13 protein-coding genes and 1 pseudogene are annotated in these 16442 nt (G+C 67.8%); 5 read left to right on the forward strand and 9 right to left on the reverse strand.

What is annotated here, in order from left to right:
* Positions 1-60: 60 nt before the first annotated feature.
* The 6 genes from HWX62_RS32295 to HWX62_RS32320 all read right to left on the reverse strand — a co-directional run bounded on the left by HWX62_RS32295 (position 61) and on the right by HWX62_RS32320 (position 8835).
* Positions 61-1335 carry a NupC/NupG family nucleoside CNT transporter gene (locus tag HWX62_RS32295; RefSeq protein ID WP_175933152.1) on the reverse strand — a complete coding sequence of 425 codons (1275 nt, stop codon included), beginning with the start codon at positions 1333-1335 and terminating at the stop codon, positions 61-63.
* A gap of 250 nt (positions 1336-1585) precedes the next feature.
* Complete coding sequence (gene hydA, locus HWX62_RS32300) at positions 1586-3043, reverse strand: dihydropyrimidinase (protein WP_175933153.1); 1458 nt, start codon at positions 3041-3043, stop codon at positions 1586-1588.
* Positions 3044-3108: 65 nt separating this feature from the next.
* The gene (locus tag HWX62_RS32305) at positions 3109-4617 is read right to left on the reverse strand and encodes an NCS1 family nucleobase:cation symporter-1 (RefSeq protein ID WP_175933154.1); all 1509 of its coding nucleotides are present in this window, start codon (positions 4615-4617) and stop codon (positions 3109-3111) included.
* 100 nt (positions 4618-4717) lie between these two features.
* Entirely contained in the window at positions 4718-6034 is a 1317-nt protein-coding gene (preA, locus tag HWX62_RS32310) for an NAD-dependent dihydropyrimidine dehydrogenase subunit PreA (protein ID WP_175933155.1), read from the reverse strand.
* A 55-nt stretch (positions 6035-6089) separates the two neighbouring features.
* A complete protein-coding gene (locus tag HWX62_RS32315) occupies positions 6090-7427 on the reverse strand; it encodes an NAD(P)-dependent oxidoreductase (RefSeq protein ID WP_175933156.1) in 1338 nt (445 codons plus the stop codon).
* Positions 7428-7554: 127 nt separating this feature from the next.
* Positions 7555-8835, reverse strand: coding sequence for a Zn-dependent hydrolase (locus HWX62_RS32320; RefSeq protein WP_175933157.1), 1281 nt, complete (start codon positions 8833-8835; stop codon positions 7555-7557).
* Positions 8836-9154: 319 nt separating this feature from the next.
* Between HWX62_RS32320 and HWX62_RS32325 the strand changes: the two genes are divergently transcribed.
* Positions 9155-9847 carry a TetR/AcrR family transcriptional regulator gene (locus tag HWX62_RS32325; RefSeq protein WP_175933158.1) on the forward strand — a complete coding sequence of 231 codons (693 nt, stop codon included), beginning with the start codon at positions 9155-9157 and terminating at the stop codon, positions 9845-9847.
* Between the two features lie 124 nt (positions 9848-9971).
* Here the strand turns inward: HWX62_RS32325 and HWX62_RS32330 are convergent, their stop codons facing one another.
* Genes HWX62_RS32330 through HWX62_RS32340 form a run of 3 tightly spaced genes read right to left on the reverse strand, consistent with a single transcriptional unit; the run spans position 9972 to position 13629 of the window.
* A complete protein-coding gene (locus HWX62_RS32330) occupies positions 9972-11162 on the reverse strand; it encodes an acetyl-CoA C-acyltransferase (protein ID WP_175933159.1) in 1191 nt (396 codons plus the stop codon).
* A gap of 18 nt (positions 11163-11180) precedes the next feature.
* On the reverse strand, positions 11181-11948 hold the full coding sequence (locus tag HWX62_RS32335; protein ID WP_175933160.1) for a 3-hydroxyacyl-CoA dehydrogenase: 768 nt from the start codon (positions 11946-11948) through the stop codon (positions 11181-11183).
* Between the two features lie 13 nt (positions 11949-11961).
* Positions 11962-13629, reverse strand: coding sequence for an acyl-CoA synthetase (locus HWX62_RS32340; protein WP_175933161.1), 1668 nt, complete (start codon positions 13627-13629; stop codon positions 11962-11964).
* Between the two features lie 143 nt (positions 13630-13772).
* On the opposite strand from HWX62_RS32340, the gene HWX62_RS32345 reads away from it, so the two are divergent.
* The 4 genes and pseudogenes from HWX62_RS32345 to HWX62_RS33360 form a co-directional block, all read left to right on the forward strand.
* On the forward strand, positions 13773-14777 hold the full coding sequence (locus HWX62_RS32345) for an AraC family transcriptional regulator (RefSeq protein ID WP_175933162.1): 1005 nt from the start codon (positions 13773-13775) through the stop codon (positions 14775-14777).
* Between the two features lie 174 nt (positions 14778-14951).
* On the forward strand, positions 14952-15551 hold the full coding sequence (locus HWX62_RS32350; RefSeq protein ID WP_175933165.1) for a hypothetical protein: 600 nt from the start codon (positions 14952-14954) through the stop codon (positions 15549-15551).
* A gap of 53 nt (positions 15552-15604) precedes the next feature.
* Positions 15605-15976, forward strand: a complete 372-nt coding sequence (locus HWX62_RS32355) for a nuclear transport factor 2 family protein (RefSeq protein WP_175933163.1) — start codon at positions 15605-15607, stop codon at positions 15974-15976.
* Positions 15977-16100: 124 nt separating this feature from the next.
* A pseudogene (locus HWX62_RS33360) lies at positions 16101-16289 on the forward strand (GNAT family N-acetyltransferase); the annotation flags it as partial.
* Positions 16290-16442: the final 153 nt, after the last annotated feature.

The raw sequence follows: 16442 nt of genomic DNA on the forward strand, positions 1-16442 counted from the left end.
GGTCGGGGTCGACTGCACGGTTTCGGGCCTGTTCACGCCAATAACGGGTTTGCGCTGGCCCTAATGCAGCGAGAAAAACAGGCCGGCAATCGCCGCGCTCATCAGGTTCGACAGCGTCGCGGCCGTCAGCGCGCGCAAGCCGAGCCGCGCGACGTCCGAGCGGCGCTCGGGCGCGACCGCGCTGAAGCCGCCGGCGAGAATCGCGATCGACGAGAAGTTCGCAAAGCCGCACAGCGCGAACGACACGATCGCGAGCGTCTTCGGGTCGAGCACCTGCAGGCCGGCCGCCGCCGCGTGCGCGCCGCCCTTCAGGTACGGCGACAGGTCGCCGTATGCGACGAATTCGTTGAAGATCAGCTTCTCGCCGATGAAGTTGCCGGCCAGCGCCGCGTCGTGCCACGGCACGCCGATGATCCACGCGAGCGGCGCGAACAGGTGGCCGATGATGCCGACCAGCGTGACTTGCGGGAAGCCCGCGAACGCGGCCGCGCCGCCGACGATCAGGTTCATCAGCGCGATGAGCCCGACGAACGCGATCAGCATCGCGCCGACGTTGATCGCGATGCGCAGGCCGACCGATGCGCCGGACGCCGCGGCCTCGATCACGTTGGCGGCACGCTTGTCGTCGAAATCGAGGCCGTCGACCACCACGCGGCTCGGCTCGACGGTCGGAAACAGCAGCTTGCCGAACAGCAGCCCGCCCGGCACCGCCATGAACGACGCCGCGAGCAGGTACTCCATCTTCACGCCGAGGCCGGCGTAGCCGACCAGCACCGAGCCCGCGACCGACGCCATGCCGCTCGCCATCACCGTGAAGATCTCGGCGCTCGTCATGTTGCGCACGAACGGCTTCACGAGCGCGGGCATCTCGCTTTGCCCGAGGAAGATCGTCGCGACGGCCGAGCACGCTTCGATGCGGCTCACGCCCAGCACTTTCGCGAGCCCCGCCCCGAGGATCGCGACGATCCACTTCATCACGCCGATGTAGTACAGCACCGAGATCAGCGCGGTGACGAAGATGATCATCGGCAGCACGCGCAGGCCGAACACGAACCCGCCGTCGCCGAACAGCTGGAACATGCGCGCGTCGACCAGCCCGCCGAACACGAACGCGATGCCGTGATTGCCCATGTCGAGCACGCGATTGACGCCGTTCGCGGCCGCGGCCAGCGCCGTGCGGCCCGACGGCACGAACAGCACGAGCGCGCCGATCGCGAACTGCGTGAGCAGCGCGGCGATCATGGTCCGCGCACTGACCGCGCGGCGGTTGTTCGACAGCAGATACGCGACCAGCAACAGAAACAGCATACCGAGGAGACTGCGCAGAATATCCACCTTATGCTCCTTTCTCACTATTTGAACTGTCCGGCGGGCGGCCCGTGCCCGCGACCCGCGTGATCGGGTGGGTGGATGTTACTCGCTCGGCATGCACGCCGGCAACGTCGCCAAAATCGCCGCGATCAACGACGTCGATCGTTTCCTTTTTCGTTCTTCACCAACTTGATCAGTTGTTCTACCTACCCCATCGAAAACGCGCGCGGGGCGTGCCGTTCGAACGGGCACGCCCCGCGCGACACGCGTTCGTTCAACCTGCGCGTTCGACCGGATGCGGCTCGCGCAGCCGGTTCGCGATCCGCGCGGCCTCGTAATAGCCGGCCGCCGGCGGGCGCTTCAGGTAGCGGCCCGCGCCGCGCACCGCGCGCAATTCGCCGTCGGCCCACGCGAGTGCGCCGCGCGTGAGCGTGTGCGTCGCGACGCCCTGCACCGTCATCCCCTCGAATACGTTGAAGTCGACCTGCTGGTGATGCGTCTTCGCCGAGATCGTCTTCGTCGCGGCCGGATCCCACACGACGAGGTCGGCATCGGCGCCGACCTGCACGGCGCCCTTGCGCGGATACAGGTTGAAGATCTGCGCGGCATTCGTCGACGTGATCCGCACGAACTCGTTCGGCGTGATGCGGCCGTGATTCACGCCGTGATGCCACAGCACCGACATGCGATCCTCGACGCCGCCGCAGCCGTTCGGAATCTTCGTGAAATCGTCGCGGCCCATCGCCTTCTGCGATGCGCAGAATACGCAGTGATCGGTCGCCGTCGTATGCAATTGCCCCGACTGCAGCCCGCGCCACAGCGCCTCGCGATGCTCGGCCGAGCGAAACGGCGGGCTCATCACGTGGGCCGCCGCGCGCGTCCAGTCCGGATCGCGATAGACGGCCTCGTCGATCACGAGGTGGCCCGGCAGCACTTCGCCGAACACGCGCAGCCCTTCGCTGCGCGCGCGCGTGATCACGTCCACCGCGTCCTTCGCCGATACGTGCACGATATACACGGGCACGCCGAGCACCTGCGCGATGCGGATCGCGCGGTTCGCGGCCTCGCCTTCCACCTCCGGCGGCCGCGACAGCGGATGCGCCTCCGGCCCCGTGATCCCGCGCGCGAGCAGCGCCTTCTGCAGCTGGAACACGAGCTCGCCGTTCTCCGCGTGCACGGTCGGCAGCGCGCCGAGTTCGAGCGAACGCGTGAAGCTGTTCACGAGAATCTCGTCGTCGGCCATGATCGCGTTCTTGTACGCCATGAAGTGCTTGAAGCTCGATACGCCATGTTCGCGCACGAGCGTCCCCATGTCGCGGTGCACGCTGTCGTCCCACCATGTCACGGCCACGTGAAATCCGTAGTCGGCCGCCGCCTTCTCGGCCCAGCCGCGCCATTCGCGGAACGCGTCCATCAACGGCTGCTTCGGGCTCGGAATCACGAAGTCGATGATGCTCGTCGTGCCGCCCGACAGCCCGGCCGCGGTACCCGAGTAGAAATCGTCGCTCGCGGTCGTGCCCATGAACGGCAGCTCCATGTGCGTGTGCGGGTCAATGCCGCCCGGCATCACGTACTGGCCGTGCGCGTCGACGACGGTCGCGCCGGCCGGCGCGTCGATCCGCTCCGCGATCTGCAGGATCGTGCCGCCGTCCTGCGGGTCCGCGCAAAGCACATCCGCGCGATAGGAACGGTCCGCATCGACCACGGTGCCGCCACGAATCAGGATTGCCATTTCGTTGCCTCCTCGTTGACTGTCGGGTGCCGCATGTCGCGCCTGAGCCGTCTCCGGCTCGCGCGTCATGCGCTCGCGATCTGCGCGCGCTGTCCGGCGCGCCACTTCATCCAGGTGCCGTACACGCCGGACGCCAGCACGAGGCCGACGAACCACGCGTACGTGTAAAGCGTGTTGAAGAACGCCGGCACGTTCGGGAACGTCGCCGGAAACGCCGTATGCAGGAAGCCCGGCAGGTTGGGCAGCACGCCGATCGCGAGCGCGGCCAGCGCGGCCGGATTCCAGCCGCGCGCGTAGCTGAAGCCGCCGCGCTCGTCGAACAGCGCGCGCGTGTCGAGCTGCGTGCCGCGAATCAGGAAATAGTCGACCATCAGGATGCCGGCGACCGGCCCGAGCAGCGCCGAATAGCCGACCAGCCAGGTGAAGATGTAGCCGTCCGTCGTCGCGAGGATCTTCCACGGCATCATCACGATCGCGATCGTCGCGGTGATCATCCCGCCCGCGCGGTACGAGATCGCCTTCGGCCACAGGCTCGAGAAGTCGTATGCGGGGCCGACGAGATTCGCGGCGAGGTTGCAGCACATCGTGTCGAGCGTCAGGATCACGAGCGCGATGCCCACGCCGATGCCCGTCATCCGGCTCGTCAGGTCGATCGGATCCCAGATGGCGTTGCCGTAGATCACGACGGTCGCCGACGTCACGACGACCGACACCACCGACAGCAGCGCCATCGGCACCGGCAGCCCGAGCGACTGCCCGATCATCTGGTCGCGCTGCGAATGCGCGAAGCGCGTGAAGTCGGGAATGTTCAGCGCGAGCGTCGCCCAGAAGCCGACCATCGCGGTCAGGCCCGGCCAGAACGTCGCCCAGAAGAGCCCCGCCTTCTTGCCGCCCGCGGCGAACTGCGACGGCGCCGACAGCATCGAGCCGACGCCGCCCGCCTTCGACGTCGCCCACCACACGAGCGCCACGCACATCACGACCTTGATCGGCGCGGACCAGCTTTCGAGCCAGCGGATCGAATCGGTGCCGTGCAGGATGAAGTACAACTGCAGCGCCCAGAACACGAGGAAGCACGCGAGCTGCCCGAACGAGATCCCGACGACGGGCAGCGCCGCGCCGTGCAGCGCGTTGCCGGTCAGGATGTTCAGCAGCGTGTAGATCGCACTGCCGCCGAGCCAGGTCTGGATGCCGTACCAGCCGCACGCGACGATCGCACGCAGCAGCGCCGGCAGCTTCGCGCCCTGCGTGCCGAACGACGCGCGCACGAGCACCGCGTACGGAATCCCGTGCTTCGCACCCGCATGGCCGATCAGCAGCATCGGCACGAGCACGATCAGGTTGCCGAGCAGCACCGTCATCACCGCCTGCCACGGCGACATGCCTTCCTGGATCAGCCCGGCCGCGAGCATGTACGACGCGATGTTCATCACCATCCCGACCCACAGCGCCGCGAAGTGGTACCACTTCCACGTGCGCTGCGCCGGCGTCGTCGGCGCGAGGTCGTCGTTGTACAGGCTGCCGCCGTGCGCCGCGGCGCTGTCGGGATCGGCGGGAATCGCTGCTGGTTTCATTGGACGCGCTCCACGAAAACGTCGGTGCCGGTATCGTGCGATGCCGGCCCGGGGAAACGAAAAGCGGCGGTGCAAGATCTCTCGCGCCGCCGGACGCCGGTCAAGCCGCCTTCGCGTGCTTCTCGGGCGCGGCCGCCGGGCCGCCGCTCGAACCGGCTTCCGCGCTCGCCGGATTGTTCGGATGCGTGGTCCAGTTCGCGTAGTCGCCCGAGTCGACGCGCTCCATCGTGATGCATTGCTCGACCGGACACACATGCATGCAAAGATTGCACCCGACGCATGCCGAATCGACCACTTCGAAATGCCGCACGCCGTCCTTCGTCGCCGTGATCGCCTGGTGCGACGTGTCCTCGCACGCGATATGGCACAGCCCGCACTGGATGCAGCGGTCCTGGTCGATGCGCGCCTTGATGTCGTACTTCAGGTTCAGGTATTTCCAGTCCGTCACGTTCGGCACCGCGCGGCCGCGGATGTCGTCGAGCGTCGCGTAGCCCTTCTCGTCCATCCAGTTCGCCAACCCATCGACGAGATCCGACACGATCCGGAAACCGTAGTGCATCGCGGCGGTGCACACCTGCACGCTGCCGGCGCCGAGCACCATGAACTCGGCCGCGTCGCGCCACGACGAGATGCCGCCGATGCCCGAGATCGGCAGATTCGGTGTTTGCGGATCGCGTGCGATCTCCGCGACCATGTTCAGCGCGATCGGCTTGACCGCCGGGCCGCAATAGCCGCCGTGCGTGCCCTTGCCGTCGACGGTCGGCATCGGCGCCATCTGGTCGAGATCGACCGCGACGATCGAGTTGATCGTGTTGATCAGCGACACGCCGTCCGCGCCGCCCTTGTACGCGGCGCGCGAACCCATCCGGATGTCGCTGATGTTCGGCGTGAGCTTCACGAGGCACGGCAGCTTCGTGCCCTCCTTCACCCAGCGCGTGACCATCTCGACGTATTCGGGCACCTGCCCGACCGCCGCGCCCATCCCGCGCTCGCTCATCCCGTGCGGGCAACCGAAGTTGAGTTCGACCGCGTCGGCCCCGGTATCCTCGACGAGCGGGAGGATCCATTTCCAGTCGCGCTCGTTGCACGGCACCATCAGCGACACGATCAGCGCACGGTCCGGCCAGTCGCGCTTCACCTGCGCGATCTCTTTCAGGTTCACGTCGAGCGGACGGTCGGTGATCAGCTCGATGTTGTTCAGCCCCGCGATGCGCTGGCCGTTCCACTGCACCGCGCCATAGCGCGAACTGACGTTGACGACGTGCGGATCGAGCCCGAGCGTCTTCCACACGACGCCGCCCCAGCCCGCCTCGAACGCGCGATTGACGTTGTAGGCCTTGTCGGTGGGCGGCGCGGACGCCAGCCAGAAGGGGTTCGGCGAAGCGATGCCTGCGATGGTGCAGCGAAGGTCGGCCATGTTCGGCTCCGTGAGAATGGGGTCGTGTTCGGTGTGCTGACGATGCGTCGCGCGTTCAGGCCGCCTTCGCGTCGCGCGCCGCGAGCGTCGCGTCGATCGACGCGGCCGCGCGCTTGCCGTCCTGCACGGCCTGCACCGTCAGGTCGATGCCGCCCGTCGCCGCGCAGTCGCCGCCGGCCCATACGTCCGGCAGCGCCGTGCGCCCGTCCGCGTCCACCGCGATGCGCGTGCCGTCCGCGGTCAGCAGCGCGGCCGCGATACCGTCCGGCGCCAGCGTCTGGCCGATCGCCTTGAGCACCATGTCCGCGTCGACGGTGAAGCGCTCGCCCGATGCGGCTTCGAATTCGACAGCGGTCACCTGCCCGTTCGTCCCGGCCATCCGCACCGGCTTCGCGTGCGTGACGAGCGTGACGCCGCTCTTCTGCGCGAACTCGCGCTCGGCCCACGTCGCGCTCATCGCGTCCACGCCGCGCCGGTACACCATCGTCACGCGCTCCGCGCCGAGCTTGCGGCTCTGTACCGCCGCGTCGATCGCCGTATTGCCGCCACCGATCACGACCACGCGCCGCCCGACCGGCACGTTCTCGAGCCCGTCGGCCTGCCGCACCTGCTCGATGAAATCGACCGCGTTCATCACGCCGCTCAATTGCTCGCCGTCGATCGCGAGCGTCCGCACGCCGCCCAGCCCCATCGCGAGAAAGACCGCATCGTGCTGCTCGCGCAATGCATCGAGCGTCACGTCGCGTCCGATCGCCACGCCCGTTTCCAGCGCGATGCCGCCCACCGACAGCAGCCACTCGACTTCGCGCTGCGCGAAATCGTCGACCGTCTTGTACGCGGCGATCCCGTATTCGTTGAGGCCGCCGGCCTTCGGGCGCGCATCGAACAGCGTGACGCGGTGCCCGGCGAGCGCGAGCCGGTGCGCGCACGCGAGCCCGGCCGGCCCCGCGCCGACCACCGCCACATGACGGCCCGTCTCGGGCGCGCGCCGGAACTGCACGGCGCCGGTCTCCATCGCCCAGTCGGTCGCGTGCCGCTGCAGCGCGCCGATCGCGACCGGCTGCGCATCCTGATGGTTGCGCACGCACGCGCCTTCGCACAGGATCTCGGTCGGGCACACGCGTGCGCACATCCCGCCGAGCGGATTCGCGGACAGGATGTCGGTCGCGGCGCCCTTCAGGTTGCCGTTGCCGATCTTGCGGATGAAGCTCGGGATGTCGATCTGCGTGGGGCACGCGTGCACGCACGGCGCGTCGTAGCAGTAATGGCAGCGGCTGGCCGCCGCGGCCGCGGCAGTCGGATCGAGCAGCGGCGCGATATCGGCGAATTCGCACGAGAGTTGCGTGGACGACAGACGATGCGCGGCGATATCGCCGGTTGGCTGGGTGGTCATACGCGTTCCTTCGACTGGGTGGAGACAAAGCCGCCCCCGCCGGCTGCGGATGCACAGTCGGGGCGGTCATGCTTAGGAATGCAAATGCCTGATGCGATGCAGCCTCGCGGCTGCTACGGGCGGCCCGTCATGAGGCCGGCTCGCACGCACGCGACAGCATCGCGTGCAGCAGTACGTTCGCGCCGGCCTCGATCCATGCGGGCGTCGCGTCCTCGATCTCGTTGTGGCTGATGCCGTCGACGCAGGGCACGAACACCATCGACGTCGGCGCGACCTGCGCCAGATAGCACGCGTCATGCCCCGCGCCCGACACGATGTCGCGATGCGAGTAGCCGAAGCGGTCGGCCGCATCGCGCACCGCGGCGATGCAGGCGGGATCGAATGCCACGGGCTTGTAGTAGAAAATCTGCTCGAGTTCGGTGTCGAGCCCGATGTCGCCCGCGATGCGCGCGACGCCGTCGCGCAGCGCCGCGTCCATCTTCGCAAGCACGGCGTCGTCCGGATGACGGAAATCGACGGTGAAGAACACGCGCCCCGGAATCACGTTGCGCGAATTCGGGTGGACCTGCATCATGCCGACCGTCGCGCAGCCGAACGGCGCATGATCGAGGCCGATCCGGTTCACGAGATCGACCACGCGCGACGCGCCGAGCAACGCGTCGCGGCGGCGCGGCATCGGCGTCGGCCCCGCGTGCGCTTCCTGCCCGATGAACGTGATCTCGTACCAGCGCTGCCCCTGCGCGTCGGTCACGACGCCGATCGTCTTGCATTCCGCTTCGAGAATCGGCCCCTGCTCGATATGCAGTTCGAACGCCGCATGCAGCTTGCGCCCGCCGCACGGCACGTCGCCCGCGTAGCCGATGCGTGCCAGTTCTTCGCCGATCGTCTTGCCGTCGACATCCTTGCGCGACAACCCGTATTCGAGCGGGAACACGCCCGCGAACACGCCCGATGCGACCATCGCGGGCGCGAAGCGCGAACCTTCCTCGTTGGTCCAGATCACGACCTCGACCGGATGCTCGGTCTCGACGCCGTGATCGTTCAGACTGCGAATCACTTCCAGGCCGCCGAGCACGCCGTAGATGCCGTCGAAACGCCCGCCGGTCGGCTGCGAATCCGCATGCGAGCCCGTGACGACCGGCGCCGCGTCGGCCACGCGGCCCGCGCGGCGCATGAACACGTTGCCCATCGTATCGACCGTCACCGTGCAGCCGGCGGCCTTCGCCCAACTGACGATCAGGTCGCGGCCGGCCTTGTCGAGATCGGTCAGCGCGAGGCGGCACACACCGCCTTTCGGCGTCGCGCCGATCTTCGCGACTTCCATCAGGCTCTCCCACAATCGCTTGCCGTCGACCTTGATCGACGTGTCGAAAGCTGCCCGCTTCACTGTTTCCGATACCGCGTTCATTCGTATCGCTCCTGTGGGGTCGTGATGTCGTCAGCCCGGTCCGTGCCGGTGCATGCAAGGCCTGTTTCGGGGCACGCCGCGCGGTTGCGGTGCAAGCCCCATCGGTTCGTGAAACGCATCAAATCCTGTCCGATTGGACAGGTTTTAGACGATCAAAATGACCAGCGCAACGTCTTTCTTGCGTGATGCGGCGGAGCGAGAAACGTGCCACCGCAACGCAGCATCGTCGCGAACGCGCGGTATCGCCATGCGTGCGTGCGACGTGAATCAGCGGCTAGAATGAAGCCCAACGCGGCATGGCCGCCGCGCGAGGGTAACGATGAGACATGACGAGGCGGCAATCGAAGCCACCGACCGGGACGAAACGCCGGTGCCTTTGCGGCGACGCAAGGCGCACATTCGCGAGTCCAACGAAGCACATCTGCTCGCCTGTGCGGAGGCCGTCTTCGCGGAACGCGGGCTCGCCGGCGCCAGCACCGCGATGATCGCGGAGCGCGCCGGCCTGCCGAAGGCGAATGTGCACTACTACTTCCCGACCAAGCTTGCGTTGTACCGCCGCGTGCTCGACGACCTGTTCGAGGAATGGCATCGCGCGGCCGGCTCGTTCGAGACCGACGACGATCCGGTCGAAGCGATCGGCAGCTACGTGCGCGCGAAGATGGCGCTGTCGCAGCGGCGCCCGCTCGGCTCGAAGGTCTGGGCCAACGAGATCATCCACGGCGCGGAGCACATGCAGGACATCCTGTCGCAACGCGTGAAGCCGTGGTTCGAGGCGCGCGTCGAGGTGATCGAAGGCTGGATCGCGCGCGGGTTGCTCGCGCCGATCGACCCGCACGCGCTGATGTACCTGATCTGGGCGACCACGCAGCACTACGCGGATTTCGACGCGCAGATTCGCGCGCTGAGCGGCAAGCGCGCGTTCACGAAGAAGGCGTTCGACGACAAGACCGAACAGGTCGTGCAACTCGTGATTCGCGCGTGCGGCGCGGTGTCGCCGCATGTGAAGCCGTAACGCGATACGGCGATCCGCCGAATGAAAACGGGCGGCGCGTACCGCACGGCATGATCCGTGCGATACGCGCCGCCCTTGATGCCACGTGCCTGCGTGTGAACGACGCGATACGTGATGCGACGTGTTACGCGATGCGCTCGATCGCGACCGCCGTCGCTTCGCCGCCGCCGATGCACAGCGATGCGATGCCGCGCGTCAGCCCGTACGTTTCGAGTGCGGCCAGCAGCGTCACCATCACGCGCGCACCCGATGCGCCGATCGGATGCCCGAGCGCGCACGCGCCGCCGTGCACGTTCACCTTTTCGTGCGGCAGGTCGAGGTCGCGCATCGCGGCCATCGGCACCACCGCGAACGCTTCGTTGATCTCGAACAGGTCGACGTCGCGCAGGTTCCAGCCGGTTTTCTCCGACAGCTTGCGCAGCGCGCCGATCGGCGCGGTCGCGAACAGGCCGGGCTGGTCCGCATAAGTCGAATGCCCGACGATCACGGCCTTCGGCGTGAGGCCGAGACGCTCGGCTTCCGAGCGGCGCATCATCACGAGCGCGGCCGCGCCGTCCGAGATCGACGATGCGTTCGCGGCCGTCACCGTGCCGCCGTCGCGGAACGCCGGCTTGAGCGTCGGGATCTTGTCGAGCTTCGCCTTGCCCGGCTGCTCGTCGATCGACACGACGCTTTCCGTCTTGCCGGCCTTCACGGTCACCGGCGCGATCTCCGACACGAAACGCCCTTGCGCGATCGCGCGCTGCGCCCGCGTCAGCGACGCGATCGCGAACGCGTCCTGCGCTTCGCGCGTGAACCGGTACGCCTGCGCGCAGTCCTCGGCGAAGGTGCCCATCAAGCGGCCTTTTTCATACGCGTCCTCGAGCCCGTCGAGGAACATGTGGTCGAGCACCTGCCCGTGACCCATGCGCATGCCCGCACGCGCCTTCGGCAGCAGGTACGGCGCATTCGTCATGCTCTCCATTCCGCCCGCCACGGCCACGCCCGCCGAACCCGCCAGCAGCAGGTCGTGCGCGAACATCGCGGCCTTCATCCCCGAACCGCACATCTTGTTGACCGTGGTCGCGCCCGCCGCGAGCGGCAGCCCGGCCTTCAGCGCGGCCTGACGCGCGGGCGCCTGCCCCTGGCCGGCCGGCAGCACGCAGCCGAACACGATTTCGTCGATACGCTCGGCCGGCACGTTCGCGCGCTCGAGCGCCGCGCGAATCGCCACCGCGCCGAGGTCGCTCGCGCTGGCCGCCGCCAGGTCGCCCTGAAAACCGCCCATCGGCGTGCGCGCCGCACCCACGATTACGATCGGATCCTGAGTCGTCATGATTCGCTTCCTCCAGTGTCAGCGCGGTGCCATGCGCAACGCGCCATCGAGACGGATGACTTCGCCGTTCAGCATCGTGTTCTCGGCGATATGGCGCACCAGCGCCGCAAATTCTTCCGGGCGGCCGAGCCGCGGCGGGAACGGCACGCTCTTGCCGAGCGCGTCCTGCACGTCCTGCGGCATGCCGGCCATCATCGGCGTCGCGAAGATGCCGGGCGCAATCGTCACGACGCGAATGCCGAAGCGCGCGAGCTCGCGCGCGATCGGCAGCGTCATGCCCACCACGCCGCTCTTCGACGCCGCATACGCGGCCTGTCCGATCTGCCCGTCGAACGCCGCGACCGACGCCGTATTGACGATCACGCCGCGCTCGCCTTCCGCGTCGGCGTCCTGCTTCGACATCGCTTCGGCGGCCAGCCGGATCATGTTGAACGTGCCGACGAGGTTGATCGACACCGCACGCGCGAAGCGGTCCAGCGAATGCGGGCCGTCGCGGCCGACGACCTTCTCGCCCGGCGCGACGCCCGCGCAGTTGACGAGCACGTCGACGCGGCCGAATGCGTCACGCGCGGCCGCGACGGCCGCCTGGCCGTCCGCTTCGCTCGTGACGTCGGTCTTCACGAAGCGCGCGGCCGCGCCGAGTTCGTTGGCAACGCCTGCGCCCGCCTCTTCATTGATGTCCAGCAGCACGGCCTTGCCGCCTTGCGCGACGACCATGCGCGCCACCGCGGCGCCGAGGCCGGAACCTGCGCCCGTAATCAGAAAAACGCGATCCTCGATATTCATTCGCAGTCCGTATTCAGGGTTGAGCGGCCTTCTCGGCTTCCATCTTGCGCAACACGAAGCGCTGGATCTTGCCGCTCGGGGTTTTGGGTAATGCGTCGACAAAGTCGATCGCACGCGGATAAGCGTGAGCGGACAGCCGCCGCTTCACATGCTGACTCAATTCCTCGGCCAGTTCCGGCGTGCCGTCGAACCCTTTCGACAGGACGACGAACGCCTTCACGATCTCCGTGCGCTCGGGGTCCGGCACGCCGATCACGGCGACTTCGCTGACCGCCGGATGCTCGATCAGCGCGCTTTCCACGTCGAACGGGCCGATCCGGTAGCCGGACGACGTGATCACGTCGTCCGCACGGCCGATGAAGCTCACGGCGCCGTCCGGCTCCAGCTCGACGTTGTCGCCGGTCCGGTAGTAGCCGCCCGCGATCGCCGGCGTGTCCTGTTGCCAGTAGCCGCGGAACCACAGCAGCGGCGAGCGCGCGATGTCGACCGCGAGGTCGCCGGGCTCGCCCGGGCCGAGCTCGCGGCCCGCTTCGTCGAGCACCGCGACACGGTAGCCCGGCATCGCGAAACCGGCGGACCCGACGTGCACCACGTGCGCGAGGCCGTGATGGTTGTTCACGACCATCCCGAGTTCGGTCTGGCCGTAGTGATCGTGGATCGGCGCGCCGAGCGCCGTGTCGAACCAGCGCACGACTTCCGGATTCAGCGGTTCGCCCGCGCTGCTCACGACGCGCAGCTTGCCCTTCACGCGCGCGGCCGCTTCCGGCCCGGCCGCCATCAGCATGCGGAACGCGGTCGGCGAGCCCGCGAGGCTCGTGATGCCGAGCCGTTCGATCACGTCATACGTGCTGTCGACCGTGAAGCTGCCCTCGTAGAGCGTCGTCGCATGGCCGAGCACCAGCGGGCCCGTGATCGCGTAATAGAGGCCGTACGCCCAGCCCGGATCGGCGATGTTCCAGAACCGGTCGCCGGCGCGCAGGTCGACCGCTTCGCGCATGTACGCGCCGAACGCGAGCAGCGCGTACAGCGGCACCGGCACCCCCTTCGGCAAGCCTGTCGTGCCCGACGTCGACATCATCATGAACAGGTCCGACCCCTTGCGCGGCACGGGCTCGAACGTATCGGGCTGCGCGTCGAGCGCGGCCCGGAAATCGATGTCGCCGTCCGCCAGCGTGGCGCCCGCTTCGCACACCGTCGCCACCGGCGGGCAATCGACGATTTCGTCGAGCTTCGCGCGATTCGCGACGTTGGTCACGACGAGCCGCGCGCCGCTCATGCGCAACCGGTGCTCGATCGCCTTCGGGCCGAATGCGGTAAACAGCGGCTGGTACACGGCGCCCGCGCGCCACGTGCCGAGGATCGTCGCGACAAGCTCCGGCGTGCGCGGCAGCAGGCCGGCCACCACGTCGCCCGGCTTCACGCCCTGCGCGGCGAGCAGGTTCGCGACCCGGGCCGACAACGCCTGCATCCGAGCGAACGTGAAGCGGTGGTGCTCCCCGCCGGCGTCGATCCAGTCGAGCGCGATCGCATCCGCCTTCGCGTGCCGGTCGCAGCATTCGACACAGGCATTCAGGCCGCGCTCCAGGTCGCCGCCCAGGTGTGCGGCGGCGGTCTCGATACTGAACCGGGCCACGGCGTCGGCGTAGGCCGGCACCGCCCGGGCGGTAGCTCCTTCAGGCATGCGTGTCTCCTGTACGTTATGGCCGCCGGCGAGCCAAGGGCGCGACGGGGATACATCGATAGTAGACAGCCCCCACATTGCAATCAATGACAAACGGAATCTAGAATCGTGATCGCTTTTGCCATGTCGGGGGACGCTGAAAAATGGGGCCGCAGATGATTTCGCCGGATTTCGTCGACGATGCGCTCGCGTGCCTGCGCCGGCGCGGCCTGCCGACGGCGCCCGTGCTGCATGCCGCGGGGCTGCCGCTCGCCGTGCGCGAGCCCGTCACGCCACAGCAGTACGGCCGGCTGTGGCTCGCGATCGCCGGCGCGCTCGACGACGAATTTTTCGGGCTTGCCGCGCGCCCGATGCGGCGCGGCAGCTTCACGCTGCTGTGTCACGCGGTGCTGCATGCCGGCACGCTCGACAAGGCACTGCGGCGCGCGCTGCAGTTCTTGCGGATCGTGCTCGACGAGCCGCATGGCGAACTCGTCGTGGCCGACGGGCAGGCGCAGATCGTGCTGGCGCAATCCGGGGCGCCGTACCCCGCGTTCGCGTACCGGACGTTCTGGCTGATCCTGCTCGGCGTCGCATGCTGGCTGATCGGCCGGCGCATCCCGCTGCAGCGCATCGATTTCGCGTGCCCGAGCCCCGGCCAGCGCAGCGACTATCACCAGTTCTTCGGCGTACCCGTGCATTTCGACCGGCCCGACAGCCGGCTCGCGTTCAACGCCGCGTATCTCGCGCTGCCGACGATCCGTTCGGAGCAGGCGCTGAGGACTTTCCTGCGCGGCGCACCCGGCAATCTCCTCGTGCGCTACCGGCACGACACTGGCTGGGTCGCGAAGACCCGCGCGCACCTGAAGGCGCTACCGGCCGCCGAATGGCCCGATTTCGACACGCTGGCCGCGCGCCTCGACACGACGCCCGCGACGCTGCGGCGGCGGTTGCGCAGCGAAGGGCAAAGCTTCGCGGGGATCAAGGACGAGTTGCGCGGCGCGCTCGCCCAGTCGCTGCTGCGCGGGCACGCGCTGAGCGTCGCGGAGATCGCGGCCGAACTCGGCTTCACCGAGCCGAGCGCGTTTCATCGCGCGTTCCGGAAATGGACGGGCACGAGCCCCGGCGCATTTCGGCGCGACGTGCATGCGGCGAAGGCCGAGTCTTGACTGGCAGGGGGACGCGGAGCGTCTCGTCATGTGTCGTCGTTACGCGTAGGTCTGGTTTCGTCTGCGTGTCGGTGCGAATCTGCGTGGCGCTCATCGCACCGCGGAGCGCACATGACGTTGCGCCCTGTTCCGTCCGACCACATACTGATCGGCAACCCGAACAAGGTGGCGTCGATGGTGAATGTCGATGGAAGCGCCGCTTCGATCTTCGGCGTGATCGGAACGGCCGTGTCGCTGCTGGCAGCGATCCCTTACGCGCTCGCGATCTGCCGGCGCATCGTTCGCCCGCATCTGTTCACGTGGCTCGTGTGGTCGGTCGTCACGGCGATCGCGGCCGCCGGCCAGTTCGTCGCGGGCGCGGGGCCGTCCGCGTGGTGCACGGCGGCGATTGCCGTCACGTGCTTCCTGACGCTGATTGCCAGTGTGTTTCGTGGCGAGCGCGGCTGGACAGGTCTCGACTGGCTGTTCCTGTGCGCGGCACTGTCGGCCATTCCGCTGTGGATGCTGACCGACGATCCGACGGTGTCGATCTGCCTGGTCACGCTGATCGAGCTTGCCGGCCTCGGCCCGACCGTGCGCAAGACGATCCGCGACCCATGGAGCGAGAGCCTCGCCTATTTCGCGCTGTGCGTGCTCAAGTACACGCTGGCGTTGCTGGCATTGAGCACGTGGAGTGTCGCGGTCGCGTTTTACCCGAGCGTCAACCTCATCGCGTCGGTCGGCATCTGCATGGTGATGCTGGTCCGGCGTCAGTCGTTGTCGAACGCGCGGTAGGCTGCGTTTGTCGCCGCCGCGCCGCTTCCTTCCGAAATGATGCGAGGCCTGACATGGATGCAATCCGTACCGTCATCGAACCCTGCGAAACCGCGCTGCGGGCGGCAATGCTGACCAACGATGTCGCGGCGCTCGATGCGCTGCTGGACGACGATCTGATATTCACCGTCCCGACCGGCCAGGTCATCTCGAAAGAGGACGACCTGGCCGCACATCGCGCGAGGCTGCTGCGTCTCGACACACTCGACGTTCTCGGGATGCACGCCTGTGCGATCGACGAGATGATCCTGACCACGACGCGAGCGACCCTCTCCGGCCATTTCGATGGCGCGGCATTCGCCGGCACGTTTGCCTATACGCGCCTCTGGCGTCGATCGGGCGCCAGCTGGCGCGTCGTCGCCGGACATGCGTCGCAAGTTTCGTAGCCACGTCGGGGGCGCGCGGCTGAACGATGTCGCTCAGCGCCGCGGCGAGCGAGCAGGCGGCCGATTGGGTGGTGAAACGCTGCTGTCCGGACACGAGGTGATGTCGGTAATGACGGGGAACGAAATGCACAAGCTATTTACCGTGCGTGCTGCGCATCGCGCGGACGCCGACGAACTCACGCGACTGGCACGCCTTTCAAAAGCCCATTGGGGTTATCCGAAGGAATGGCTCGACTTGTGGCAAAACGATCTCACGATTTCGCCGGAGACGATCGAAGGGGCGATCGGATACGTCGCGGAATCTGGCGAGTCGATGACCTTACCCCGCCGAGTACACCATTCGTAAGTTAGTGGGCTCTCCGGTTTTCGGTTGATGCAATTGCCGGAATTGGTCCGGCGCCAACTGCCCCAAGGCGCTATGCGGGCGCACCGAGTTGTAGTCAGTGCGCCAGGCCTCGATGCGCAT

The sequence above is a fragment of the Burkholderia sp. BCC0506 genome (genome assembly GCF_902833145.1).
Classification (GTDB): Bacteria; Pseudomonadota; Gammaproteobacteria; order Burkholderiales; family Burkholderiaceae; genus Burkholderia.